18 protein-coding genes are annotated in these 24504 nt (G+C 60.4%); 11 read left to right on the forward strand and 7 right to left on the reverse strand.

Annotated elements, in window-relative coordinates; translation table 11 throughout:
- Nucleotides 1-8: 8 nt before the first annotated feature.
- From GIW48_RS02500 to GIW48_RS02515, 4 genes are all read left to right on the forward strand, one after another.
- The gene (locus GIW48_RS02500) at nucleotides 9-995 is read left to right on the forward strand and encodes an AraC family transcriptional regulator (protein ID WP_138450578.1); all 987 of its coding nucleotides are present in this window, start codon (nucleotides 9-11) and stop codon (nucleotides 993-995) included.
- Nucleotides 996-1127: 132 nt separating this feature from the next.
- On the forward strand, nucleotides 1128-2162 hold the full coding sequence (locus GIW48_RS02505; RefSeq protein ID WP_236460327.1) for a histone deacetylase family protein: 1035 nt from the start codon (nucleotides 1128-1130) through the stop codon (nucleotides 2160-2162).
- Entirely contained in the window at nucleotides 2159-3250 is a 1092-nt protein-coding gene (locus GIW48_RS02510; RefSeq protein ID WP_236460328.1) for a polyamine ABC transporter substrate-binding protein, read from the forward strand. The genes GIW48_RS02505 and GIW48_RS02510 overlap by 4 nt, the downstream gene beginning before the upstream one ends.
- A gap of 370 nt (nucleotides 3251-3620) precedes the next feature.
- On the forward strand, nucleotides 3621-8243 hold the full coding sequence (locus tag GIW48_RS02515; protein WP_236460330.1) for a dermonecrotic toxin domain-containing protein: 4623 nt from the start codon (nucleotides 3621-3623) through the stop codon (nucleotides 8241-8243).
- 6 nt (nucleotides 8244-8249) lie between these two features.
- Here GIW48_RS02515 and pdxR read toward each other — a convergent pair whose 3' ends face one another.
- Nucleotides 8250-9788 carry a MocR-like pyridoxine biosynthesis transcription factor PdxR gene (pdxR, locus tag GIW48_RS02520; RefSeq protein ID WP_236460332.1) on the reverse strand — a complete coding sequence of 513 codons (1539 nt, stop codon included), beginning with the start codon at nucleotides 9786-9788 and terminating at the stop codon, nucleotides 8250-8252.
- A gap of 87 nt (nucleotides 9789-9875) precedes the next feature.
- Between pdxR and GIW48_RS02525 the strand changes: the two genes are divergently transcribed.
- From GIW48_RS02525 to GIW48_RS02535, 3 genes are read left to right on the forward strand one after another with little or no spacing between them, the layout of a single operon-like run.
- Entirely contained in the window at nucleotides 9876-10514 is a 639-nt protein-coding gene (locus tag GIW48_RS02525; protein WP_170036662.1) for an FMN-binding negative transcriptional regulator, read from the forward strand.
- Nucleotides 10511-10957 carry a GNAT family N-acetyltransferase gene (locus GIW48_RS02530; protein ID WP_058421099.1) on the forward strand — a complete coding sequence of 149 codons (447 nt, stop codon included), beginning with the start codon at nucleotides 10511-10513 and terminating at the stop codon, nucleotides 10955-10957. Before GIW48_RS02525 ends, GIW48_RS02530 begins: the two co-directional genes overlap by 4 nt.
- A gap of 10 nt (nucleotides 10958-10967) precedes the next feature.
- Nucleotides 10968-11648 (forward strand): GNAT family N-acetyltransferase, encoded by a 681-nt coding sequence (locus tag GIW48_RS02535; protein ID WP_170036660.1) that lies wholly within the window; start codon nucleotides 10968-10970, stop codon nucleotides 11646-11648.
- 3 nt (nucleotides 11649-11651) lie between these two features.
- Here the strand turns inward: GIW48_RS02535 and GIW48_RS02540 are convergent, their stop codons facing one another.
- Entirely contained in the window at nucleotides 11652-12551 is a 900-nt protein-coding gene (locus GIW48_RS02540) for a homocysteine S-methyltransferase family protein (RefSeq protein WP_170036658.1), read from the reverse strand.
- 112 nt (nucleotides 12552-12663) lie between these two features.
- Between GIW48_RS02540 and GIW48_RS02545 the strand changes: the two genes are divergently transcribed.
- The 3 genes from GIW48_RS02545 to GIW48_RS02555 all read left to right on the forward strand — a co-directional run bounded on the left by GIW48_RS02545 (nucleotide 12664) and on the right by GIW48_RS02555 (nucleotide 15751).
- The gene (locus GIW48_RS02545) at nucleotides 12664-13485 is read left to right on the forward strand and encodes an ABC transporter substrate-binding protein (protein ID WP_236460333.1); all 822 of its coding nucleotides are present in this window, start codon (nucleotides 12664-12666) and stop codon (nucleotides 13483-13485) included.
- Nucleotides 13482-14312 (forward strand): amino acid ABC transporter permease, encoded by an 831-nt coding sequence (locus GIW48_RS02550; RefSeq protein WP_170036656.1) that lies wholly within the window; start codon nucleotides 13482-13484, stop codon nucleotides 14310-14312. The genes GIW48_RS02545 and GIW48_RS02550 overlap by 4 nt, the downstream gene beginning before the upstream one ends.
- 167 nt (nucleotides 14313-14479) lie before the next feature.
- Nucleotides 14480-15751, forward strand: a complete 1272-nt coding sequence (locus GIW48_RS02555) for an autotransporter outer membrane beta-barrel domain-containing protein (protein WP_017135778.1) — start codon at nucleotides 14480-14482, stop codon at nucleotides 15749-15751.
- A gap of 82 nt (nucleotides 15752-15833) precedes the next feature.
- On the opposite strand, the gene oadA is transcribed toward GIW48_RS02555, so the two are convergent.
- Together oadA and GIW48_RS02565 are read right to left on the reverse strand one after the other, a co-directional pair.
- Nucleotides 15834-17642 carry a sodium-extruding oxaloacetate decarboxylase subunit alpha gene (gene oadA / locus GIW48_RS02560; protein WP_017135777.1) on the reverse strand — a complete coding sequence of 603 codons (1809 nt, stop codon included), beginning with the start codon at nucleotides 17640-17642 and terminating at the stop codon, nucleotides 15834-15836.
- An 11-nt stretch (nucleotides 17643-17653) separates the two neighbouring features.
- A complete protein-coding gene (locus GIW48_RS02565; protein WP_003213442.1) occupies nucleotides 17654-19069 on the reverse strand; it encodes an acetyl-CoA carboxylase biotin carboxylase subunit in 1416 nt (471 codons plus the stop codon).
- A 196-nt stretch (nucleotides 19070-19265) separates the two neighbouring features.
- Here GIW48_RS02565 and GIW48_RS02570 point away from each other — a divergent pair, with 196 nt between their 5' ends.
- Nucleotides 19266-20240, forward strand: coding sequence for a LysR family transcriptional regulator (locus GIW48_RS02570; RefSeq protein ID WP_017135776.1), 975 nt, complete (start codon nucleotides 19266-19268; stop codon nucleotides 20238-20240).
- Here the strand turns inward: GIW48_RS02570 and GIW48_RS02575 are convergent.
- From GIW48_RS02575 to GIW48_RS02585, 3 genes are all read right to left on the reverse strand, one after another.
- The gene (locus GIW48_RS02575) at nucleotides 20170-20364 is read right to left on the reverse strand and encodes a PA3496 family putative envelope integrity protein (protein WP_017135775.1); all 195 of its coding nucleotides are present in this window, start codon (nucleotides 20362-20364) and stop codon (nucleotides 20170-20172) included. The genes GIW48_RS02570 and GIW48_RS02575 overlap by 71 nt on opposite strands.
- 223 nt (nucleotides 20365-20587) lie before the next feature.
- Nucleotides 20588-21454: a transcriptional regulator HexR gene (hexR, locus tag GIW48_RS02580; RefSeq protein WP_003177007.1), complete on the reverse strand. Its 867-nt coding sequence runs from the start codon at nucleotides 21452-21454 to the stop codon at nucleotides 20588-20590.
- Nucleotides 21455-21616: 162 nt separating this feature from the next.
- A complete protein-coding gene (locus GIW48_RS02585) occupies nucleotides 21617-24490 on the reverse strand; it encodes a GGDEF domain-containing phosphodiesterase (protein WP_236460334.1) in 2874 nt (957 codons plus the stop codon).
- Nucleotides 24491-24504 lie beyond the last annotated feature (14 nt).

Here is a 24504-nt window from a genome sequence, read left to right on the forward strand (position 1 = left end):
AAGTTTCCATGCTGCATTCCCACCTCACCACCCTCAATGCTGTTTCGCTGGTGCTTAACACCTTCAAAGGCTTGCCGCACGAGGCGCTGCTGGCCGGCAGCGGCATCTGTGCGGCGGACTTGAGCCGGGCCGACACGCGCATCACCACCAATCAGGAAATGCGCGTGTGCGCCAATGCCGTGGCCCTGCGCCGCGATGTCGGCCTGGAGCTGGGCGCACAAATGCATGTGTCGGCCTACGGCATGCTCGGTTACGCCCTGCTCACCAGTGCCACCTTTGGTGACGCATTACGCTTGGCCCTGCGGTATCCGGCGCTGCTGGGAACACTGTTCGAGTTGAGCCTTGAAGAGGACGGTGAGCGAATCTGGTTCACCGCCGGCGACTATCGGGAAAACCCCAGCCTGGAAATGTTCAACGTCGAGCTGTGCCTGGCGTCATTGAAAGTGATCTGCGACGACCTGCTCGGCCAGCCTCTGCCCTTACTGGCTGCGCGCTTTGAACATGATGCCCCCGACTATCGCATGCGCTACGCCGAGCGCTTCCCCTGCACGCTGCAATTTCAGGCCACCGCCAATGCCTTTGCCTTCGACAAACACTGGCTGGACCAGCCGCTGCCCCTGGCCGACGCCATTACTCACCAGGCGATGGCCGAGCGTTGCCGCAAACAAAACCTGGAGTTCACCGGGCGCCAGGCCTGGCTCGGCAGAATTCGCCAGCTGCTCGCCGCACAGCTCAACGCAGCGCCGGGCCTGGAGGGCTTGGCCGAGCAGATGAACTGTTCGGCACGCACCCTGCGCCGGCATCTGCATGACCTGGGCTGCAGCTACCAGGAGCTGCTGGACGAGCTGCGTTTCGAGCGCGCCAAGCAACTGCTGGCTGAGGACCACTGGCCGATTTACCGGATTGCCGAGGCACTGGGCTTCAGCGAAACGGCAAGTTTCAGGCATGCCTTTGTGCGTTGGAGTGGCGTGGCGCCGAGCCAATTTCGCGCATGATGCTTCATTGAGGGGCGAATTCAGGACAGATAATTTGGCCATAATTATCCCCTTTTGGCCGCTCCTGCCGTTCTCTTAAAGCACGCCCGCCGCAAGACTGGACCCACCGATACAGCCTGCGGAGAACAACAAATGCTGACGATCTACTCGGACGATCACCACCTGCACCATGGCCGCTGTGAATTGATGGACGGGCAACTGATGCCCTGCTTTGAAATGCCCTCGCGCGCCGACCACGTGTTGCAACGGGTCAAAGACCGCGAACTGGGCCCGGTACACGCGCCGCAGGATTTCGGCCTGGCACCGCTGCAGCGTATCCACAGCCACGACTACCTCGACTTCTTCCAAGGCGCCTGGCAGCGCTGGACCGAGTACGGCCAGGAGGGCGACTTGCTGCCCTACACCTGGCCCGCGCGCACGCTGCGCCGGGTAATCCCCACAAGCCTGCATGGCCAGTTGGGCTATTACAGCTTCGACGGCGGTGCGCCGATTACCGCCGGCACCTGGCAAGCGGCCTACAGCGCGGCGCAAGTGGCCCTCTCGGCGCAACGAGCAATCCAGAGCGGCGCCCACAGTGCCTTCGCCCTGTGCCGCCCACCTGGGCATCATGCTGCGGGCGACTTGATGGGCGGTTATTGCTACCTCAACAACGCCGCCATTGCCGCCCAGGCCTTCCTCGACCAAGGCCACAAACGCGTCGCGATCCTGGATGTGGATTACCACCACGGCAACGGCACCCAGTCGATTTTCTACGCACGCAGCGACGTGTTGTTCACCTCGATTCATGGCCATCCGGAAGCAGAGTTTCCGTTCTTCCTGGGCTATGCCGACGAGCTGGGCGAAGGTGAAGGCGAAGGCTTCAACTTCAACTATCCACTGCCGGCCGGTTCCGGTTGGGCAGCCTGGAGTGCCGCACTGGAAGAAGCCTGCGCCCAGATCGAGCGCTACGGCGCCGACATCATCGTCGTGTCCCTGGGCGTGGACACGTTCAAGGACGACCCTATCTCGCAGTTCAAGCTCGACAGCCCGGACTACCTGGCCATGGGCGCGCGCATCGCCCGGCTGGGCAAGCCCACGCTGTTTGTGATGGAAGGCGGCTACGCAGTGGAAGAAATCGGCATCAACGCCGTCAACGTCCTCGAAAGTTTTGAAGGAGCAGCCCAATGAACAGGCTCAAGTCACTCGTCCTCTGCGCCGCCGTCATCGGTGGCGCGGCCCACGCCGAAGAGAAAACCCTCAAGGTCTACAACTGGTTCGACTACATCACGCCCAAAGCCCTGGAAGACTTCAAGGCGCAGAACCCCAAGATCAAATTGGTCTACGACATCTTCGACACCAACGAAGCGCTGGAAGCCAAATTGCTCACCGGCAATTCCGGCTATGACGTGGTGGTACCGTCCAACGTGTTCCTGGCCAAGCAGATCGAAGCCGGCGTATTCCAGCCGCTGGACCGCAGCAAGCTGCCGAACTGGAACCACCTCGACCCCAAGCTGATGAAGCTGATCGAAGCCAACGACCCCGACAATAAATTCGCCGTGCCTTACATGTACGGCACCATCCTCATTGGCTTCAACCCGGCCAAGGTCAAGGCCGCCCTGGGCGACAATGCGCCGGTAGACAGTTGGGATCTGATCTTCAAGGAAGAGAACATCAGCAAGCTCAAGCAATGTGGTGTGGCGCTGTTGGACTCGCCCTCCGAGATCCTGCCACTGGCCTTGCAGCACCTGGGCCTGGACCCCAACAGCAGCAATCCCAAGGACTACGACAAGGCCGAAGCGCTGCTGATGAAGATCCGCCCCTACATCACCTACTTTCACTCCTCCAAGTACATGGCCGATATCGCCAACGGTGATATTTGTGTGGCGGTGGGTTATTCAGGCAGTTTCTCCCAGGCCGCCAACCGTGCCAAAGAAGCCAAAAATGGCGTGACCGTGGACATGCGTCTACCCAAGGAGGGCGCGCCCATCTGGTTCGACATGCTCGCCATCCCCAAAGGCGCTAAAAATCCGGACGACGCCTACACCTTCATCAACTACCTGCTGCAACCCACAGTGATCGCGCCCATCAGTGACTTTGTCGGCTACCCCAATCCGAACAAGGACGCTACCGAGAGCGTCGACCCTGCCATTCGCCACAATCCCAACTTGTATCCGACCGACACCGCCATGGCCACGCTCTACACCCTTAAACCTCTGGACAGCAAAGCCGAACGCGCCAGAACAAGGGCCTGGACCAAGATCAAATCCGGCACCTGAAGCACCTTGGTTTGACGGGCGCCTTCAAATGCGCTCGTGAAGGTGGCCTATCTAAGCACCGCCTCTCTGTGTGGCCGCGCCCTGGCATGGAACGCCTGGCCTTTACCTCAGGCTAGTTCCACCAAACGGCCAGACAGGGAAGCCTCATCATGAACGCCTCCGCTTCAAGCACCACGCCCACCAACACACCGCGTCCGGATGCACGGATAGCGCTGCTCACCCAGCTCTCTACCGGCCCTTCACGGGCGAGTGCGTCTGATCTGATTTAGCGGCGCCACCACTATTTATCTACCGTCCTCCCGGCAACGGCCATCGCTACCTTGCACCTCCTCAACGCCCGTCCAGGCTAGCGATTGCAGCGGAGCAACACATGCCCAACGATCTACTTAACAACAATCATCGCCCACCCAGCACCTATGAACTGCTCACCCAGTTAACCACCGGGCCCACCACCCACGAGGTCGCCGCTACCACGTTGCGCGCGGCACTCAAAGAACTCTACCCCACCCTCAATATCGACCCCGACCTGGCCATGGTGGTCAGCCCTCGCTGGAATGTCGTGGGCAGCACTGTCGAACCGGCGCCAGCCGTTCTTCAATCCCTGACCTCAGTGCTGGCTCATCAAGCGCTGTCCCGCGAGCGGGTAACTTACATCGATGGCGAGCACTTCCTCACTTTGCAGCCGTACGCGGCGGCGCCTGTGCACCTTGAGGTGAAGATCGATGCCATCGCGCGCTTGATCAATGAGTTATCCGACTTTCTGTTCATCGCTTTTCAGGAACAGCAACTTAACTTCTGGAACGCCTCCAACGGTAGCAGCGGACCACGCTGGCAGACGTTTTCCAACTCGCTGAGGAAAGTGTGGAACGTCACCGAAGAGCAAGGCCTGGATGAGCACCAAGCGGCCATGGCCCGTGGAGTGTTCCAGAAACCCGACCGGGACAGACGCTCGTTGAATGATCGCTACAAGAGTCACGCCTACCTGGTTGATGTCGATCTACTCCGGGACGGCGAGTCCACCCACGTCAGTTTCATGGACATCGCCGTGTTGGTTGGCGAGCATGACAAACGCCCATTGATCCTGACGCACTCGCTGGTAAGCGGTTACGAAACCTTTGAGTCACTTGAAACATTCGGCGCCTCGCTGCCCGCCCGGTTGAGTGCGCCAAAGCGCGATACCACGTTGCAATGGCGCTTGTATGAACCCGATGGCAACTTTTTCGACACACTGGCCTGTACTCTGATCGAACTACAAATCCGCGCCATCGGCAGTTACGGCCAGGCCTTTGTCGAGGAGCCGGCAGAGGAGCAGGCAAGCCCGGCCACCGTCGCCCGCATTGTGCCCAGCATCGAAGAGATGAGCGATCACCAACTCTCGAGTATCCGAGACGTTCATCATCAACTGCCCGACTGGCTCGCTTCGGCATCGGACTCGGACACCGCCGCCTATAGCCGCTACATGATCGACCTGGCCCAACTGCATACCCATTATCACGGCGAAACATTCCGGGACGGCATTGCCCCCATTCGCGACTATGCCCGCACACAACTGCAAAGCCGCATCCACTCGCATAAAGACGGTGCGAGCCTGAACCTGGACAAAATCGAGGTGGTGATCGAAAGCCCGGTGGTGTGGGGCACGCTCGTCGTGCCGGGCAGCGTGGACATCACCCGTCGCAGCCTGATCGATCTGGCGTTGGACAACCTCACCGGCCTGCCCACCGGCAACACCACGGTGCACTACAACGGCAATGACGATGGCGTCCCCAGTTGGCTGTCCTTCAGCTATTTGAAAGACCTGATCGAAGACGTTGATATCGGCAAGCACTATCCCGTGCTGATCAAACAGAAACTGCTCGATGACCCGGCGCAATCCAGTCACCGCCAGCAGCTCTACATCAACCACCTGCGCCTGCAACTGCCGCTGTTGGCCCTGCAAATGAAAATCCGCCAACAGGGCGCAATTGATGAACTCGGCTACCGCTACGTTGCCGCCGTGATGCACGCCGATGAATACGACCGGCATGTAGACGGGCAGCCCATTGTTATCCGCGCCCTGGCCTTCGTGCCCACCCTGCGCCCCGGCCATGAGCGCGACGTGGTCGCCAATATGTTCGTGATCGGTCCAAGGAACGCCAGCGCCGGTCCGTGCCTGCTTTATCGCCCGTTGCTGGAACCGATGCTGATGCAATTCCCGTCACGGCAAAACCTGCTGTACGCCATCAAACATGACCGCCCCTTGCGCGAATCGGTGCTGGCCTGGCTGCCGCAAGCGCAAAGCTTCAACTACGCCCAATATGTGTTCCCGGACACCTTGCCCTCGCCCTGGACGGTGGTGCGAGCCCTGGTCGAACCCCTTACCGTGCTGTACATGAGCGGCCCCGTGACCCTGACCGATGAAGAAGTGGGCAATGACGCCCTGGCAATGCTGTTCAAGGCCAACGCCACCGCCATGGTCGAATTGGCGGACCGCCAGTCGGTGTCCAATGTGCAGAAACGCTGGGCGACGTTTCGACACACTGGCTGGCAAATCTTCAACGCTGCCCTGCCGTTCATGGGCCGTACCGTCGGAATTGCCGCCTGGGTCTGGCAAATCATGGACGACCTGCAAGCCACCGAGGAGGCTGTGAACAAGGGGGATCAACAAGCTTCGTGGACAGCGTTAGTCGATGTATTCCTCAACCTGGGCATGGCTCTGACCCTGCACATCGCCCTGCGCCATCCGCGCCCGCTGGAACAGTTCGAGGCGCCGAAGATCGAAACTGAATCCGAGTCAACACCGATCGAAACTGCCGATAAACCACCCGTCACCGAGAAAAAATATACTGCTGTGCAACAAGCAAATATTCCCGACAGCCAACTGCCCGCCAAGCATCAAGACGCCGTACACATCCTGGGGGCCCTGAGCCATAGCCGCTTGGGCCTGGCCAAGACACTTGACGGCTTCAACGTCGCCAAACCCGATAAACTTGGCGAACAAAACAAAACGCCCGGGCGCCACTTGAACCTGTATCCACTTGCAGACAAGTGGTATGCACCGGTTGGTGAGCGTTGGTTCGAGGTAAGGGTGGATGACAACGACAGTGTCATCATCATTGACCCGAAGGCACCGTTGCGTACGGGCCCGCCGTTGATCGGCAACCTGGCGGGCCAGTGGTTTGTTGATGTCCGTTTGCGACTGCGCGGTGGAGGTCTTCGACACCGTCGGCGAGCGGTCAAGGTCGATCAGCCTGAGCGCGTTGCAACACTCATGACCCAGCTCAACGCCTTCGACGCGGTCGCCACCAGCAAACAATTGGACGTGCTTAAGGCAAAGCCTGCACTGGACGCCGCCCCCGGCCCTTCCACGGACCTGCTGCGTACAGCGTTCATAGGCAACGTCGACAACCGGCTGGCGGCTTACGATGAAGCGATCAGTCAGTTGAAGTCCTTGAGCATCATCGAGGCCGTGCCCACCTATCAGAGCAACATGAGTGAATACCTGAAACAGCAAATACAACTGACTCAGGTAGTCGTGGAACAACAATTGGTGGGCTATAAAGAGGCCTTGAAGGCTTCGTCCCTGATCCTCGACCCCGAAGTAGACATTGACTATAAAAACCAGGCGCGAAGCGCACAAACCCTGTCCACCTTGAACCTGGCAATCATCAAGCGCCTGGAGTTCATCAACAACCGTTTCAGCGATCTCAAAGTGCTGGGAGATGACGGCGCAACGGTCATTCAAAAAACCCTGAGCGAGTTGCCACTGCTCACCCTCGCTGAGCTCAAATCTCTGGAAATCAGCTTGGGTCGCTACTTGTGTATCGATGAAGAGCAAAGCCAGATCCCTGCCACGCTGCGAGAGCAGGTGGACCAGAGCGTCGATACAGCCGAACTGAACGTCGAGAGTTTCAATGAAATCATGAAACGGGACAGCGGCACGCTGGATGAACGCATTGATGTGCTCAACAGCCTGGTTGAGCAATTTTCCAGCGCAGACCAACGCCTGCTGGACATGCATGCCGAGCACCCGCAGTTTCTGCTGAAACCCCGCCTGGAAAGCTTTCGACAGCAGATTGGCGAATTCAGCCAGCGGGCTATTCACGACCTGGCGCAACTGCTGCGCGAGAAAAAAGCCCTGGAGCCCAAGCCCGGCAGCTCAAAAGCCCCGCCCGCGCCACGGCGCAAAGTCATCAAGACACGCTACGACGGCACTTTAATAGCCCAGCCCCAAGAGGCCGACAGCACGCTGGTCGATGTCAGGGCGTCCGTGACGGGCAAGGTACTCGCTACGTTTCATGAAAAAACCCCAGGCGTCTGGGTCAAGCAGCAAAAGGTCAGCCCGCCACCGCCAGCGCCTGCCACTGTAGACCTGGATACCAGCATCAACACCGGGCAAACGCTATTGGACAGCGAGCGAGCTGAAACCCACAAGTACCGGGATTTTTCGCGTAAACCCTGGCATTCGCCCCAGGACATCCAAGATATGTTCGACGCCTACGGCAAACAACTGGAGGACGCGTCAAACGATATCGAGCAAGCGCTGACTCGGCGCAATCTCACCGAAAGCGGTCATACTTCCGCCGCTTCGACCAAGCGCAACCTCAACGAGGCAGCACAGCGGCTTTATCGCCTGGGTAGAAAAACCTACATAGACATGCTCAAACAGCAACCGCCAACTGCGGCGCGGGTGGAGTGGCTGCATAGCCAAGGGCTGATAAAGATCGGCAAAACCTTCAGCCGCCGCGCCGTCAAAGGGCCGCCTAAGGGCTATCTGGACGAGTACGAAGTACGCGATAAAGAGACCAACACTGTGCTGTGGTACGCGCACTTTCACTATGCAACGAAAGGCGCCGCCCTTGAGAAATTCGAGAAGGGCCACCTGAAAACCCGTGAACAACAGCGCCTTGGTGGCTCTCGCCAACGCACCGGCCCCAGTGACTGGGAAATGATAGAAATCCACCGCAGCAGCATCGGTGATCAATTGGCCAAGTCGCTGTTCTTCAACAGCTGATGGTCTTTATGCCTGCCACGCCTGGCGCAAACGTGCCAGCGCCTGCGCGATGGCCGCCTCGGGCACAGCGGCGAACCCCATCACCAGGCCTGCGCGCTGGTCCGGTGGTGGGCTTGTGCACGCCAGCCAATAGCTACTCAAACCATTGATCTCCACATTCGCCGCATGGGCCTGAGCGAGCAACGTCTGCTCGCGGGCAAGGCTGTCCACTCGCACTGTCAGATGCAGCCCGGCCGCAACGCTGGGCAAGGCCCCGACGCCAGGCAACCCGTCCGGCCAACCGGCCAACAAAGCATTGCGCCGGCTCAGCGCAGCGCGGCGCATCCGGCGAATGTGGCGCTGGAAATGCCCTGCCGCCATAAACTCAGCCATCACCGCCTGAGTACTGACTTCGGAGTGGCGCATGTCCACAGCGCGGCGCCGGGTAAACGCTTGCACAAGGGCCGGCGGTAAAACCAGGTAGCCCAGGCGCAATGCCGGGAACGCCACCTTGCCGAAGGTGCCGACGTATAACACGCGGCCACTGCGATCCAGCGCCGCCAAGGGCGACAGCGGCGCACCGCTGTAACGGTACTCTCCGTCATAATCATCCTCGACGATCCAGCCGCCCGTACGCTCGGCCCAGGCCAGCAATTCCAGGCGCCGCGCCAGGCTCATTACCACACCCAGCGGGTACTGGTGGGACGGCGTGACATAGGCCACACGACAGTCATCAAGGGTATTGAGCACCTGGCTATCCATGCCCTCGCTGTCTACCGGTACGCCATGCAATCCAGCGCCCGCCAAGGCGAACGCATGGCCAGCGGCGCGATAACCGGGGTTTTCCACCGCCACGCCGTCCCCAGGCTCCACCAGCAACTGTGCACAAAGGCTAATCGCTTGCTGTGCGCCACTGGTGATCACAATTTGTTCAGCCGTGCATTGCATGCCACGTGAACTGCGCAAATAGGCAGCGATCAGACCGCGCAAACGATCGTCACCGGCCGGGTCGCCATAGCACAGCAGTTCCAGGTTCGGCTTGCGCCAGAACGCCCCATTCAGCTTGGCCCATATATCAAACGGGAACAGGTCGAAGGCCGGCACACCCACTCGAAATGCCCGAGGCGGTCCAGCCGGAGGGTGAGCCAGGTGGTTGTTTTTTACCCGTGCCAGGCCCGCACTGTGGATAACTTCGTTGTCCAGATCTTCCGGTAAATCCGCCCATTTTGTGGATAAGGCTGGGGATAACCCTGTTGAAAACCCTGTGGATACTTTTGTGGATAGTTTTTTTGCCGTGGGCAGTTGGGCCACATAGGTGCCGTCACCCACCCGGCTTTCGATAAACCCTTCTGCGTACAGCTGATCGTAGGCGCGCACCACGCTGTTTCGGGAAATCGACAATGCCGCCGCCAAATCACGGCTGGCGGGTAATCGCGTGCCGCTGACCAGTCGCCCGTCCAGCACGCGCTGGCGCAGGGCCTCATAGAGTTGGCGCGTCAGCCCCTGACGGCGATCCAACTCGATACCTGCGGGGTTGAACGACAGCGGCGGCGCGATGGGCGACATATTGGACCTATGAAATTGGTGCCAGATGGCTCTTACAACGAACCATTAGCCTGCCTAGGATGCAGGCATTCGCCAAGGAAAATTTCCATGTACACACCGCGCGCCTTTGCCCTCAATGATTTGCCTGAACTGCAGCAACTGATCCAGCACACCCGCCTGGCGCAGTTGGTGACCTTTGGTGAGCAAGGCCTGCAGGCCAGCCATTTGCCGCTGCTGCTCAACCCCGACGAAGGCCCGAATGGCACGCTCTACGGGCACTTGGCCAAGGCCAACCCGCAATGGCGTGACCTGCAAAATGGCAGCGAAGCCTTGGTGATTTTTGCCGGTGCCGACGCTTATGTCAGCCCGTCGTTTTACCCGGCCAAGGCCGAGCACGGCAAAGTGGTGCCCACCTGGAATTACATCGCCGTGCATGCCTACGGCAAGGCTGAGGTATTTGCCGACGCCGAGCGTCTGCTCGCGGTGGTCACCGCCCTCACCGATCGCCACGAAGGCAGCCGCGCCCAGCCATGGAAAGTCAGCGACGCCCCGGCCGACTACATTGACGGCATGCTCAAGGCCATCGTCGGCTTCGCCCTGCCCGTCGAGCGCCTGATCGGCAAGCGCAAACTCAGCCAGAACCGCAGCACAGCCGATATTGCCGGCGTGCGCGAAGGCCTGGCTGCCAGCCTTGATGTGCGCGACCAGACCCTCGCGCGCTTTATTCCCCAAGGAGTTTCAGAATGAGTCAGATCGACATCCGCCAAGTGACTGCCGCCGATCACGCCGCGTGGCTGCCGCTGTGGCAGGCGTACTTGAAGTTCTACGAAACCGAACTGCCGGACGCCGTCAGCCAAAGCACCTGGCAACGCCTGATCGATGCCAACGAGCCGACCCATTCGGCGCTCGCCTGGCAGGACGGCAAGGCGGTGGGCATGGTCAACTTTATCTACCATCGCTCCAACTGGAGCATCGAGAATTCCTGCTACCTGCAGGATCTGCTGGTGGACCCAGCCCAGCGCGGCACTGGCGTGGGCCGTAAGTTGATCGAGTTTGTCTACGCCACCGCCAAGGCCGATAACTGTGCCAAGGTGCACTGGTTGACCCACGAGACCAACGCCACCGCGATTGCGCTGTACGAACGCATCGCCGAACGCCCGGGTTTCATTCAATTTCGCAAAGGTCTTTAAGGAGCGCAGCATGCCTATCTCACCCGCCGACTGGAAAGGCGTCCCGGCGCCCACGGTTCAACTGCTTGAAGGGCGTTTTATCCGTCTGGAAAAACTCGACCCGGCGCGGCATGCCGACGGCCTGTTCCGCGCCCTTGAAGGCCCCGGTGCCGACCCGAAACTCTGGGACTATTTGCCTTACGGCCCCTTCCCGGAGCGCGCCACGTTCGATGCCTGGCTCAACAACCATGCAACCAACAGCGACCCATACTTTTTCAGCGTGATCGACCGCGTCAGCGGCGATGTGCAAGGCATCCTCAGCCTGATGTCCATCGTCCCGGCCCACGGCCGTATCGAAATCGGCCACGTCACCTTCGGCGCGCCGATGCAACGCTCGCCCAAAAGCACCGAGGCGGTGTACTTGTTGGCCAAATACGCGTTCGAGCAGGGCTACCGTCGACTGGAGTGGAAGTGCAACAACGGCAACGCCCGTTCAAAATACGCGGCCGAACGACTGGGCTTCAGCTTTGAAGGGGTGTTCCGCCAGCATATGGTGGTGAAGGGGCAGAATCGCGATACCGCGTGGTATTCGATTCTGGATTCGGAATGGCCCACCGTGGGCGCAGGCTTTGAAGAGTGGTTGTCCGAAGCGAACCAGGCCGGTTCTGGTCAGCTGAAAGGCCTGGCGGAGTGTCGCCGCCAGGCGATTTAAGCCTCAGGCCAGCTTCTGGGCGAGCACCGCAATGTGCTCCGGCCCAATCCCGCAGCAACCGCCTAAATGGCTGGCACCGCGTGCCTGCCAATCGGCGGCCCAGTGCAAGTAGCCGGGTGGGTCGAGATCGTCACGCAGGGGGTCGAGGCCATCGTTCGCGGTGGCCTCCTTGGGCTGCGGCGGGAAGGCGTTAGCGTAGGCGCCGATCTGAATGCTCACCCCCAGGCGCTCAAACGTTTGGCGCGCGGTATCAATGGCTGCGCCAATCACCTCCGGCTGGCTGCAATTGAACAGCAGCACCGCCACACCAAGTTGCGCAGCCGCTTCAGCCGCGTCTGCCACCGGTTCGCCAGAACGCAGGCGTGGCACCTCATCGGTGTCTTCATCCTTCAAGGTAAACGACAGCCAGAACGGTTTTCCGTCCTGCGGCAGGCCGGCGTGGATTGCCCGTGCCTCAACGATTGAACTCTGGGTTTCCGCCAACCATAGGTCGACATGGGGCGCCAGGCCATTCACCAGTGGCGTCAGCAGTTCGCTGACTCGGCCGCCCTCGAACAAGTCGGGCCGGTAGGAGCCGAACAGCGGCGGCAATGAGCCTGCCACACGCACCGTCTGGCTTGAAGCCTGTACCGCACGTCGCGCCAATTCACCGGCCAACGCCGCAAGCGCCTGGCCTTCGGCAGCAAACCGCGCTTCGCCAATATGAAACGGCACAACCGCGTAGCTGTTGGTGGTGATGACGTTGGCACCGCTCTGGATATAAGCCGTGTGCACCGCCTCTACCGCCTGCGGCGCTTCGCTCAACGCCAATGCCGACCACTCCGGCTGCCGAAACGGCGCGCCCCGGCGTTGCAGTTCACGGCCCATGCCACCATCGAGAATTACTGCGCTTACTGTGCCCATATGCTTTTTACTCATAAGCTTATGAAAATAACTCACTATGAGAGTCGTTCTTATAACTATTTAATGCGTACCGTCTGGTTAATAACAACCCTTTTTTATTCAGGTGTCGATTGTGAAACTTAAACCGCTGCTGGCCCTGGGCCTGACGATGCTGGCTGCCTCTAACCAAGCCTTTGGCGGTGCAACCCTGGACCGGGTTGAGCAAAAGAAAGAACTGGTGGGCGTGCTGATGGAAAGCTACCCGCCGTTCTCGTTTCTCAACGAGCAGAACCAACTCGATGGGTTTGACGTCGACGTGGCCAAGGCAGTCGCGCAGAAGTTAGGCGTGAAGCTGCGTCTGGAAACGCCGTCCTGGGATGTGATTGCCGCAGGTCGCTGGAGCGGCCGCTACGATATTTGCATCTGCTCCATGACCCCGAGCAAAGCCCGCGCCGAGGTGTTTGATTTCCCGGTGGAGTACTACGCCTCGCCTGCGGTGATCGTTGTGAATGCCAAGGATGAGCGCATCCATGGCGCCAAAGACCTCAGCGGCAAGAAAGTCGGCCTCACCAGCGCGTCCAGCTATGAAAGCTACCTGAACAAGAACCTGGTGATCGAAGGCGCCGAAGATACGCAACTTCAGTACCCGTTCGAGGATGTGCAGATCGCCCCGTACGACACCGATAACGTCGCCTTCCAGGACCTGGGCCTGGGCGCCGGTGTGCGCCTGGATGCGATCCTCACCAACCTGGTCACTGCCCAACCGCGCCTGAACCAGGACAAGCGCTTCAAGCTCGCCGGTGAGTCGCTGTATGCCGAGCCCAATTCGGTGGCCATCGAGAAAGGTGACCCGCAGTGGAATGCCAAGGTGCGTGAAGTGTTCGCGCAGTTGAAACAGGACGGCACCTTGAGCAAGCTGTCGCAAAAATGGATCGGCGCCGATATCAGCAAATGACCGCCTTCCCGACACCTCCCCAGCCGCCGGTGAACGCATCGCGGCTACAGCGACTCTTTGGCTTTCGTACGCGGTTGTACCTGACGTGGGCGGCGCTGTTTTGCCTGTTCGCCAGCTTCTTCCTGAGCTTTGACCTGAAGTTCTCGATCATCCTCGACAAACTGCCCAACCTGGTCGGCGTGCACTTGGCGCCGAACGGGTTTTTGCAAGGCGCAGCGCTGACGCTGTTTCTGTGCCTTTGCTCGATAGTCGCGTCGTCGGTGCTGGGTTTTATCACCGCGCTGGGGCGCCTGTCGAAAAGCGCCGTGGCCTTTGGCATTGCGAGTTTTTACGCCTCGTTCTTTCGCGGCACGCCGTTGTTGATCCAGATCCTGCTGATTTATCTGGGCCTGCCCCAACTGGGCCTGGTACCAGGCGCCATCGTCGCCGGGATCATCGCGCTCTCACTGAATTACGGCGCCTACCTGAGCGAAATCTTCCGCGCCGGCATCCTCGGTGTTCCCCACGGCCAACGAGAAGCCGCCCTGGCCCTGGGCATGCGTGACAGCGCGATCTTCTGGCACGTCACCCTGCCCCAGGCCATGCGCACCATCGTGCCGCCCGCCACCAACCAGTTCATCTCCATGCTCAAAGACTCGTCCCTGATCTCGGTAATGGGCGTGTGGGAAGTGATGTTCCTGGCGCAGTCGTACGGGCGATCAAGTTATCGATACATCGAAATGCTCACGACCGCCGCGATCATTTACTGGGTGATGTCCCTCGGGCTGGAACTGATCCAGGCGCGCCTGGAGCGTCACTACGGCAAAGGCTATGTGCAGCGGGGGTGATGCCTAGGGCAACAGCCTCAACCACGCGCTGACGAGCCTAAGGCAAATGCGGCTTTAATCGCACCGCAGTAGAGACAACTCCCGCAAATCAGGGGTCGATAGCCTGACAGTTATCGCCCCGCCATCTCGCTAAATTCCCGGCCTCATTCACCAGAGGCTATGACTTCATGCCCTTCTCCGTCCTAAACCTTGCACGCGCTATCAGCCTGGCTGTTGGCGTAGCCAGTACTCCGTTTGCCTTCGCAGCTGCACCTTTTCAATTCGAGCTGGATCTTTCCAATGACCGTTGGCAATACCAGCCACCGGCTCCAATCGTGCCCATCGACAGCTACTTCGACCAGGCGACGACTCACAACGGCCAGCAACTGGCTGCAGTGCTTAAACCGGCTTTGCAACGTGCACTGCAAGCCGGCGACCTGACCTCGGAAGAAATCAAAGGCCTGCAAAAAGCCGCTGACGCACTGTCCCAACAACCAGGCGGCCTGGGTGCCGCATTCGAGCAACTGGCAGGCAGCCAAAATGCCAACTTGGCTGGCGCGACCCAAAACGCCACCGCGCACATCAGCGACTCATTGCTCGCAACCCTGCGCACGCTGCCCAGTCATGGCGATGGCCATTTGTGGGTGCAAGGCCTGGGCAACGGCGGCAAGCTCGACAAACAAGGCGGCAGCGACGGGCTCAAACAGGGCACCAAAGGCCTGATGCTGGGCGCCGATTGGGCCGTGGGTGACGCGTGGCGAGTCGGTGTTATGGGCGCCAAGTCCACCAGCGAGCTTCAAGCTCAACGTTTCAAAGGCGAACTCGACAGCTTGCACCTTGGCGGTTATGCCGTGCGCCAGGACGGCCCATTGGCCCTGCGCATGGGGGCGTTCTACAGTGATCACGCGGGCAAGAACAAACGTGACGTCAACTTGCTCGGTTTCAAGGAGCAACTCCAGGGCAACTACAACGCTCAAAGCCAAACAGTGTTTTCCGAGCTGGGCTACCAATTGGGCAGTGCCGACGTACAGGTAGAGCCCTTCGCAGGCCTGGGCTATCAGCGCTACCACCGTGACAGCTTTAAAGAAAAGGGCGGCGTGACCGCGCTGAACGTCGGCTCACAAACCCAGCAAAACCTGAACAGCACCTTTGGCCTGCGGCTGGCCACGGTGTACCGGTTCGACAATCGGATGAGCCTCACACCCCACGTGAGTACCAGTTGGAAGCATCTTTACGGCGAAGTCGACAGCCAAGTGCGCCAATCCACTCGCGCCGCACCGGGAATCATCGACAGTTTCACCATCACCGGTACCTCGTTGGACCGCAATAGCCTCGATATGCAAGCAGGCCTGGACCTCGCCTTGTCCACCGAACACAGCGTGGGCCTGACCTACAGTGCCCATGCCGGTACCCACAGCCGCAGCCAGGGCCTGACGGGGGAGTGGAAGATGAGTTTTTAACCGCGCCGATCGGTAAATTTCAGGCAAAAAAAAGGGGAGCACCTGCCCCCCCGAGGATTAAGCGGTAGTGTCGAAGGCTGGGTCAGCCTTCGATTTCAATCAGGATTTCGCCAGGGTTGACCCGGTCGCCCTTGGCCACGTGAACGGCAGTTACCTTGCCGGCAATCGCTGCCTGCACTTCGGTTTCCATCTTCATGGCTTCGGTAATCAGCACGGCCTGGCCCGCTTTGACCACGTCGCCTTCCTTGACCAATACGTCGACGATGTTGCCCGGCATCGCCGTGCTGACATGGCCCGGCTCGGTCGCGTGCTTGCGCTTGCTGCCGCCACTGCTGACAAACTCATTGAGCGGTTCGAACACCACTTCTTCGGGCATGCCGTCGATGGACAGGTAGAAGTGCCGTTTGCCCTCGGCTTTCACGCCAACACCGGTGATATCCACGCGGTAGCTTTCGCCGTGCACGTCGATGACGAACTCGGTCGGCACGCCTTCACCACCGGCACGCGCCACGCCGCCGGCTTCAGGGATCGGCAACAGCACTTCAGGCGCCAGGGTGCCGGCGTCGCGCTCTTCGAGGAACTTGCGGCCGATATCCGGGAACATGGCGTAGGTCAGCACGTCTTCTTCGGACTTGGCCAATGCGCCGATTTCGCCACGCAACTTGGTCATCTCCGGCTTGAGCAGGTCGGCTGGGCGGTGGTCGATCACCTCTTCGCTGCCAATGGCCTGGCGACGCAGCTTCTCGTTCACGGTGCCCGGCGCCTTACCGTAGCCGCCTTGCAGGTAGAGCTTCACTTCGTTGGTGATGGTTTTGTAGCGCTCGCCGGCCAGCACGTTGAAGAACGCCTGGGTGCCGACGATCTGCGAGGTCGGCGTGACCAGCGGCGGGAAGCCTAGGTCTTCACGCACACGCGGGATTTCGGCCAGCACTTCGCTCATGCGGTTGAGTGCGCCCTGCTCTTTCAACTGGTTGGCCAGGTTGGAAATCATCCCGCCCGGCACCTGGTTGACTTGCACGCGGGTGTCGACGGCAGTGAATTCGCTTTCGAACTGGTGGTACTTCTTACGCACGGCGTAGAAGTACAGGCCAATTTCCTGCAGCAGTTCCAGGCTCAGGCCAGTGTCGAATTCGCTGCCTTTAAGGGCGGCGACCATCGACTCGGTGCCCGGGTGGCTGGTGCCCCAAGCGAAGCTGGAAATGGCGGTGTCGATATGGTCGGCACCGTTTTCGATCGCCTTCAGTTGGCACATCGCAGCCAGGCCGGCGGTGTCATGCGAGTGGATAAAGATCGGCAGGCTTTGCTCGGCTTTCAATGCCTTGACCAGCTCGCCGGTGGCGTACGGAGTCAGCAGCCCGGCCATGTCCTTGATCGCTACCGAGTCACAACCCATGGCTTCCATTTGCTTGGCTTGGGCCACAAAAGCGTCAATGGTGTGCACCGGGCTGGTGGTGTAGGCGATGGTGCCCTGGGCATGTTTGCCGGCAGCTTTGACCGCTTCGATGGCCACGCGCAGGTTACGCACGTCGTTCATGGCGTCGAAGATGCGGAACACGTCGATGCCATTCACAGCAGCCTTGGCGACGAAGGCTTTGACCACGTCGTCGCTGTAGTGGCGGTAGCCCAGCAGGTTCTGGCCACGCAGCAGCATTTGCAGGCGTGTGTTAGGCAACGCGGCGCGCAGTTTGCGCAGGCGCTCCCACGGGTCTTCTTTCAAAAAGCGCACGCAGGCGTCGAAGGTCGCGCCACCCCAGACTTCCAGGGACCAGTAGCCGACTTTATCGAGCTTGTCGCAGATCGGCAGCATGTCGTCGGTGCGCATGCGGGTCGCCAGCAACGATTGGTGTGCGTCGCGCAGGATGGTATCGGTTACGAATATTTTCTTGGACATTGTTGTATTCCTCACAGGCCTGCGTGGGCGGCGATGGCGGCGGCGATGGCCAGGGCCAGCTCTTCGGGTTTGCGCTTGATCGAGTAGTTGGTCAGCTCAGGGTGGCTTTCCACGAAACTGGTGTTGAACTGGCCGCTGCGGAATTCCGGGTTGCGCAGGATTTCCTGGTAGTAGGCGGCGGTGGTCTTCACGCCTTGCAGGCGCATGTCGTCCAGGGCACGCAGGCCGCGGTCCATGGCTTCTTCCCAAGTCAACGCCCACACCACCAGTTTCAGGCACATGGAGTCGTAGAACGGCGGGATGGTGTAGCCGGTGTAGATCGCCGTGTCGGTGCGCACGCCGGGACCGCCGGGCGCGTAGTAACGGGTGATCTTGCCGAAACTTGGCAGGAAGTTGTTCTTGGGGTCTTCGGCGTTGATGCGGAACTGCAACGCGAAACCACGGTGCTGAATGTCTTCCTGTTTCACCGACAGCGGCAGGCCCGAGGCGATGCGGATCTGTTCACGCACAATATCGATGCCGGTGATTTCTTCGGTGATGGTGTGTTCCACCTGCACGCGGGTGTTCATTTCCATGAAGTACACCTCGCCCTCGGCGAGCAGGAACTCCACGGTGCCGGCGTTCTCGTAACCCACGGCCTTGGCCGCGCGTACTGACAGGTCGCCGATATAAGCGCGCTGTTCAGGCGTCAGTTGCGGGCTTGGGGCGATTTCAATGAGCTTCTGGTTGCGACGCTGGATCGAGCAATCGCGCTCGAACAGGTGCACCACGTTGCCAAAGCTGTCGCCGAGAATCTGCGCCTCGATATGCTTGGGATTGACGATGCATTTTTCCAGGAACACTTCCGCCGAACCGAAGGCCTTGGTGGCTTCGGAGATCACGCGTGGGAAGGCTTGTTCAAGTTCTTCACGACTGTTGCAGCGACGGATGCCGCGACCGCCACCACCGGAGGTGGCCTTGAGCATCACCGGGTAACCAATGCGGTCGCCTTCGGTGAGGGCTTCGGCGATATCAGCCACGTTGCCTTCGGTACCTGGCGTGACCGGCACACCGGCCTTGATCATGCTGCGGCGCGCTTCGGTCTTGTCGCCCATGCGGCGGATCACTTCGGCCGACGGGCCGATGAACTTGATCCCGCGTTCGGCGCAAATGTCTGCCAGCTCGGCGTTTTCCGACAGGAACCCGTAGCCTGGGTGCAAGGCGTCACAACCGGTTTCCACGGCCAGGTTCACCAGCTTACGCGGGTTCAGGTAACCGGCCAGCGGCTCGGCACCAATGCTGTGGGCTTCGTCGGCACGTTTAACGTGCAACGCGTGGCGGTCGGCGTCCGAGTAAACCGCGACCGAGCGAATGCCCATCTCGGCGCAGGCACGCACGATTCGTACGGCAATTTCACCACGGTTGGCGATCAGGATCTTTTTTATCACTTGGAAATTCCCTTGAGCCGATTGCTGCGTTCTACGACCCGTTGGATCCGGGTCGGCGCGTGACCAAATGTTTCATGACAGTCGCGAGACACACACTAGGCGCAACGGAGGATTAACAAAAATCAATAATTATTGGGTTGTGTATAAGTAAAGACTTATAGTTGGCCGGACGGCCTTGGGCGAGAGGATTTAAATAATGCGTAAGTCATTGATGCGTATGACATTGCGTCAATTACAGATCTTCAATGAAGTGTGTGATTTGCGCTCCTACAGCCGCGCGGCCGAGGAAATGTCTCTCACGCAACCCGCCGTCAGCCTGCAAATTCGCCAGCTTGAAGAGCTGATCGGCCAGCCGCTGTTCGATTACGTCGGCAAAAAGCTCTACATGACTGAAGCCGCCGAAGCCTTGCAGCGCGCCAGCCGGGATATTTTCGGGCGCCTGGAAAACCTCGATATGCAGCTGTCGGACATGCAGGGCTCGCTGCAAGGCCAACTGAAACTGGCGGTGGAATCCAGCGCCAAGTACTTCGTGCCGCACCTGTTCGCGGCCTTTAAACGCCAGCACCCGGAGGTGCAGTTGCACCTCACGGTGGTCAACCGCGCCCAGGTGATTCGCAGGCTGTCGGACAACCGCGACGACCTGGTGATCATGTCCATGGTGCCCCAGGACATGGGCCTGGAATTCCTGCCGTTCCTGAACAACCCGATTGTCGCCGTGGCGCCGCTCGATCACCCGTTAAGCCTGCAAGGACCGCTGCGCCTTCAAGACCTGGAACCCTACACGCTGCTCATCCGCGAACCAGGTTCCGGCACGCGACTGGCCTGCGAGGAGTACTTCAAGGAAAAACGCGTGCACTTCACCCAAACAGTGGAAGTGGCCTCGGCCGAGGCGCAGCGCGAGTGCGTGAATGCAGGGTTGGGCGTGGCGTTGCTGACGCGCCACGCAGTCAACCTGGAGCTGGCCACCGGCGGGCTCAAGGAGCTGCCGGTAGAAGAACTGCCGCTGTACCGCAGTTGGTGCCTGGTGCAAGCCAAGGCCAAGCGCCTGTCACCGGTGGCCCACGCGTTCCTGGGCTTTATCCGCAGCGAACGCGTACAGATCAGCGCGCTGGCTGAGCGTTTCGCTGGGCAGCCGCGGGTGCCTGCCAGTGGAGTTCCGGGTAGTCACTGATGCTCTGGAGCAACTGGCGCTCCTCGCAGCGGTCTTCGATTGCGCGACGGAACGCCATGCGGCGCTGGTCTTCTTGCTGACGACGGGTTTTAACGGTGCTGCTGTCTTCGTAGTGCCGGGCCATTTCGAGTCTCCCAATGCGAGTACGGGGAGTACAGGATGGCCTTGGGCGATGACGGTTTGGCGGCGCGAGGGTTACAGGACGATGAATCTTCTGAAATAAGCGCAAAACCAAGGTGGGAGCTGGCTTGCCTGCGATAGCGGTGGGTCAGCTGACATATCCGGCGACTGATACACAGCCATCGCAGGCAAGCCAGCTCCCACATTTGACCGAGGACGACCTCGAATCAGTCGTCGAGGGCTTTGACAGACTTGGGCGACAACCGCAGGCTGCGCAAGCTGCGCTTCACGCTCTTGAGGTGGTTGACCAGGCTCGGCCCGCGCGCCATGGCCACGCCCATCGCCAACACGTCGATCACCACCAGATGCGCAATACGCGAGGTCAGCGGCGTGTAGATTTCAGTGTCTTCGTGCACGTCGATCGCCAGGTTGACCGTGGACAGCTCTGCCAACGGCGTCTGGCTCGGGCACAGGGTGATCAACGAAGCGCCGCTTTCACGCACCAGGTTGGCGGTGATCAGCAGGTCTTTGGAGCGCCCGGACTGGGAAATGCAGATGGCCACGTCGGTCGGCTTCAAGGTCACCGCCGACATTGCCTGCATGTGCGGGTCGCTGTAGGCCGCGGCAGTGAGCAGCAGGCGGAAGAATTTGTGCTGGGCATCGGCCGCTACCGCGCCGGACGCACCGAAACCATAGAACTCCACGCGCTGGGCCTGGGACATGGCGGTCACGGCCTTTTGCAGCTCAACCGGATCGAGCTTCTCACGCACTTCCATCAGCGTGTGCAAGGTGGTGTCGAAGATTTTCAGGCTGTAGTCGGCGACGGAGTCGTCTTCATGAATCGCAAACTGCCCGAAGCTCGCACCGGCCGCCAGGCTTTGCGCCAGCTTGAGTTTCAAATCCTGGAACCCGGAACAACCGATGGCACGGCAAAAGCGCACGATGGTCGGCTCACTGATGCCCACGCTGTGGGCCAGGTCGGCCATGGAACTGTGCATCACGGCCGCAGGGTCAAGCAGCACATGATCGGCAACCTTGAGTTCCGATTTGCGTAACAGGTGGCGCGACTGGGCGATATGTTGCAACAGGTTCAAAGGGCAGGACTCTTGTTATTGGCAGACGCCAGGGATGTAGCAAGCTTGTAGTTATACTACAAGAATTACCGTTTTGCCCGCCCGATGCATCACTAAATCGCCCTGATGCCCTTTGAATCAGCGGGCAACCGCCTTGTAGCCACAGGGGCGGCGTGGCGGTCTTTAAGGAAAGTCTGCATTTTTTCGTAATAAATCTGCCAGCCCTTCAGCGGCCATCGGCCGACTGATCAAGTAACCCTGTACTTCATCGCAGCGTTCGCCGCGCAGGAAATCCAACTGCTGCTGGTCTTCCACACCTTCGGCCACCACCTTGAGCGCCAGCCCGTGGGCCATGGCGATGATCGCGCGAGTGATGGCCGCATCTTCCCGGCCCTGGCCAAGCCCACGGATAAACGTCTGGTCGATCTTCACGTAATCCACCGGGATGCGCTTGAGGTAGCTGAGGGATGAATACCCGGTGCCGAAGTCATCGATGGCCAGCTTCACGCCCAAGTCGCGCAATTGCTGGAAGGTGGCGATGATGTGCTCAACGCTGTCGAGTAGCTGGCTTTCGGTCAGTTCCAGCTCCAGGTATTGCGGGTCCAGGCCGGTTTCTTCCAGCACCTGGCGCACCAGGCTGACCAACTTGCCCTGGCGCAACTGATGCACGGAAAGGTTCACCGACACGCGAATCGGCGCCAGCCCCTGACGCTGCCATTCGCACGCCTGCCAGCACGCCTGACGCAGCACGAATTCGCCCAGCGGCACAATCAACCCGGTTTCTTCGGCCAGACCGATAAAGTCCCCCGGCGGCACCATGCCCCACTGCGGGTGCTCCCAGCGCACCAGCGCCTCGGCGGCGTTCAGCTTGCCCGTGGCCAGGCACAGTTTCGGTTGGTAGAACACCGTGAGCTGGCGCTCGTCGATGGCCTTGCGCAGGTGGTTTTCCAGCTGCAAACGCTCCAGCGTGCTGGCTTGCAGGCTGTCGGTGTAGAACTGGAAATTGTTGCCGCCCAAATGCTTGGCGTGCTGCATGGCCATGTTGGATTGGCTGACCAGCGCAGAAATTTCCCGCGCATTATCCGGCAGCAAGCTGACGCCCATGGAGGCACTGACCACCAGCTCATGCCCCTCCACCGTCACCGGCACCCGCAATTTGGCGAGCAGCCGCGTGGCCACCCGTGCCAGGCTCGACAGGCTGCCGTAGGCATCGAACAGCACGGCAAACTCATCACCGGACAGGCGTGCGATGGTGTCAGCTTCAGGCAAGGCATTGATCAGACGGCGGGCCATTTTCTGCAACAGTTGGTCGGCGACTTCATGGCCGAGGCTGTCGTTGAGCAGCTTGAAGCGGTCCAGGTTGATATGCAGCAGCGCCAGGCTGCGCCCGCTCTGACGCACCCGCGCATGGGCCTCACGCAGGCGTTCGCGAAACAGCGAACGGTTGGCCAGGCCCGTCAGCTCGTCGTAGTGAGTGAGGTAGCGCATGCGTTCCTCGGATTCACGCCGCGCGGACAAATCGGCGAAGAAGCCCACAATATGGCTGACTTTTCCCCGAGCATCGCGCACCACATTCAATTGCAGCCACTGCGGGTACAGCTCGCCGTTCTTGCGCGTTTCCACCAACTCGCCCTGCCAGGTGCCATGGCTGAGCAGTGCCTGGCGGATCACCGGGAAGTGACGGCGGGCGTCACGGCTGCTGGGCAGTTCGACGACATTGCGGCCGATCATGTCGTCGATTTCAAAGCCGGTGACGCGACTGAAGGCCTGGTTGACGGCGATCAGCACGTACTCAGGGTCAAGAATCACGATGCCTTCGCTGGCCGCTTCGAACACCGTCGAGGCCAGGCGTTGCTGTTCCTCCAGTGCCTTGTCGGCGCTGATGTCGCGGCGCGTGCCGAGCATGCGCGTGACGCGGCCCCCGGGCGTGCGCTCCACGGCGCGGCCACGGTCTTCGATCCACACCCAATGGCCGTCGCCATGGCGCACGCGGTATTCCACCTGGTAATCGTCGCTGCGCCCTTTGAGGTGCTCCACCAACGCACGCTTGAGCAGCGGCAGGTCTTCGGGGTGCAGGCGCGGCTTGAGGTGGCTGAGCATCGCCGTGACGTACTCCGGCTCCAGGCCAAACAACTCTTTGAGCTGGGTGTGATGCACCTCGTCGGTTTGCAGGTTCCAGTCCCACAGGCCCAACTCACTGGCTTGCAGGGCCATGGCCAGGCGCGCTTCACTTTTATTCAGGGCCAGGCTGGCGGCGTCCAGCTCCTGGCTGCGTTGCGTCACGCGGTCTTGCAGGCCGATCTGCGCGTCGCGTAATTCCTGTTCGGCCTGGCGACGTTGGCCGACTTCGCGCACCAGTTCCTGATTCAACTGCTCGCTGCGTTGCTGCGCTTGCTGAAGATGCTCGATCAGCGCCTGGTTCTGGAAGCGCCGCAACAAACCGCGCTGGATCAGGCGGTTGACCTGCCACGCCACCAGGCTCAGGGACGCCAGCAAGATCAGGCCGAGCACGCCCCAGCCTTGCTGCTGCGAGGCGCCGTTCCAAAACAGATAGACGATGGGCGGCACCAGGCACGGCACCGCAAAGGACAGGAACGCCGGCAAGCTCACGGCATAGGCCACGCTGGCTGACAACGTCGCGGCGCCAATCAGGCCGAATACCCAGGCCTGCTGCATAAAGCTATTGGCCGGCACCAGGGCAATGGCGGCGGTGGCCAGGGTCAGCCCGCTGACCGCCGAGCCGAGCATGAACATGCGCCGCCAGATCGGCTGGGCCTGGCGACTGGGCATCGCCGAATCAAAGGCCGCCACCTGGATGACGCGCAGGGCTACCAGGGCGAGCAGCCAGACCAGCCAGATGCTGTCCAACAGGTATTGCTTGGGGTTCCACAGCAACCAGGCGCAGACCAGGCCGTTGACCAGCATCAGTAACGTCGGCAGCAATGAGCCTTGATACAACAGGCGAGTGCGTTCGACCGCTATCTCGGTTGCGTAATGTTTACGAATGACCTGCGCGGGCGCCACCGAGGGGCCAAACAGGTCGGGACTGAGGGTCATAGGCAGTATTCTTA

Source organism: Pseudomonas sp. PA-6-3C, assembly GCF_021605825.1.
GTDB lineage: Bacteria > Pseudomonadota > Gammaproteobacteria > Pseudomonadales > Pseudomonadaceae > Aquipseudomonas > Aquipseudomonas edaphica.

Coding starts and splice junctions, on each gene's coding strand:
- GIW48_RS02500 (WP_138450578.1), top strand. CDS start 9: ATGCTGCATTCCCACCTCACCACCCTCAATGCTGTTTCGCTGGTGCTT.
- GIW48_RS02505 (WP_236460327.1), top strand. CDS start 1,128: ATGCTGACGATCTACTCGGACGATCACCACCTGCACCATGGCCGCTGT.
- GIW48_RS02510 (WP_236460328.1), top strand. CDS start 2,159: ATGAACAGGCTCAAGTCACTCGTCCTCTGCGCCGCCGTCATCGGTGGC.
- GIW48_RS02515 (WP_236460330.1), top strand. CDS start 3,621: ATGCCCAACGATCTACTTAACAACAATCATCGCCCACCCAGCACCTAT.
- pdxR (WP_236460332.1), bottom strand. CDS start 9,788: ATGTCGCCCATCGCGCCGCCGCTGTCGTTCAACCCCGCAGGTATCGAG.
- GIW48_RS02525 (WP_170036662.1), top strand. CDS start 9,876: ATGTACACACCGCGCGCCTTTGCCCTCAATGATTTGCCTGAACTGCAG.
- GIW48_RS02530 (WP_058421099.1), top strand. CDS start 10,511: ATGAGTCAGATCGACATCCGCCAAGTGACTGCCGCCGATCACGCCGCG.
- GIW48_RS02535 (WP_170036660.1), top strand. CDS start 10,968: ATGCCTATCTCACCCGCCGACTGGAAAGGCGTCCCGGCGCCCACGGTT.
- GIW48_RS02540 (WP_170036658.1), bottom strand. CDS start 12,551: ATGGGCACAGTAAGCGCAGTAATTCTCGATGGTGGCATGGGCCGTGAA.
- GIW48_RS02550 (WP_170036656.1), top strand. CDS start 13,482: ATGACCGCCTTCCCGACACCTCCCCAGCCGCCGGTGAACGCATCGCGG.
- GIW48_RS02555 (WP_017135778.1), top strand. CDS start 14,480: ATGCCCTTCTCCGTCCTAAACCTTGCACGCGCTATCAGCCTGGCTGTT.
- oadA (WP_017135777.1), bottom strand. CDS start 17,642: ATGTCCAAGAAAATATTCGTAACCGATACCATCCTGCGCGACGCACAC.
- GIW48_RS02570 (WP_017135776.1), top strand. CDS start 19,266: ATGCGTAAGTCATTGATGCGTATGACATTGCGTCAATTACAGATCTTC.
- GIW48_RS02575 (WP_017135775.1), bottom strand. CDS start 20,364: ATGGCCCGGCACTACGAAGACAGCAGCACCGTTAAAACCCGTCGTCAG.
- GIW48_RS02585 (WP_236460334.1), bottom strand. CDS start 24,490: ATGACCCTCAGTCCCGACCTGTTTGGCCCCTCGGTGGCGCCCGCGCAG.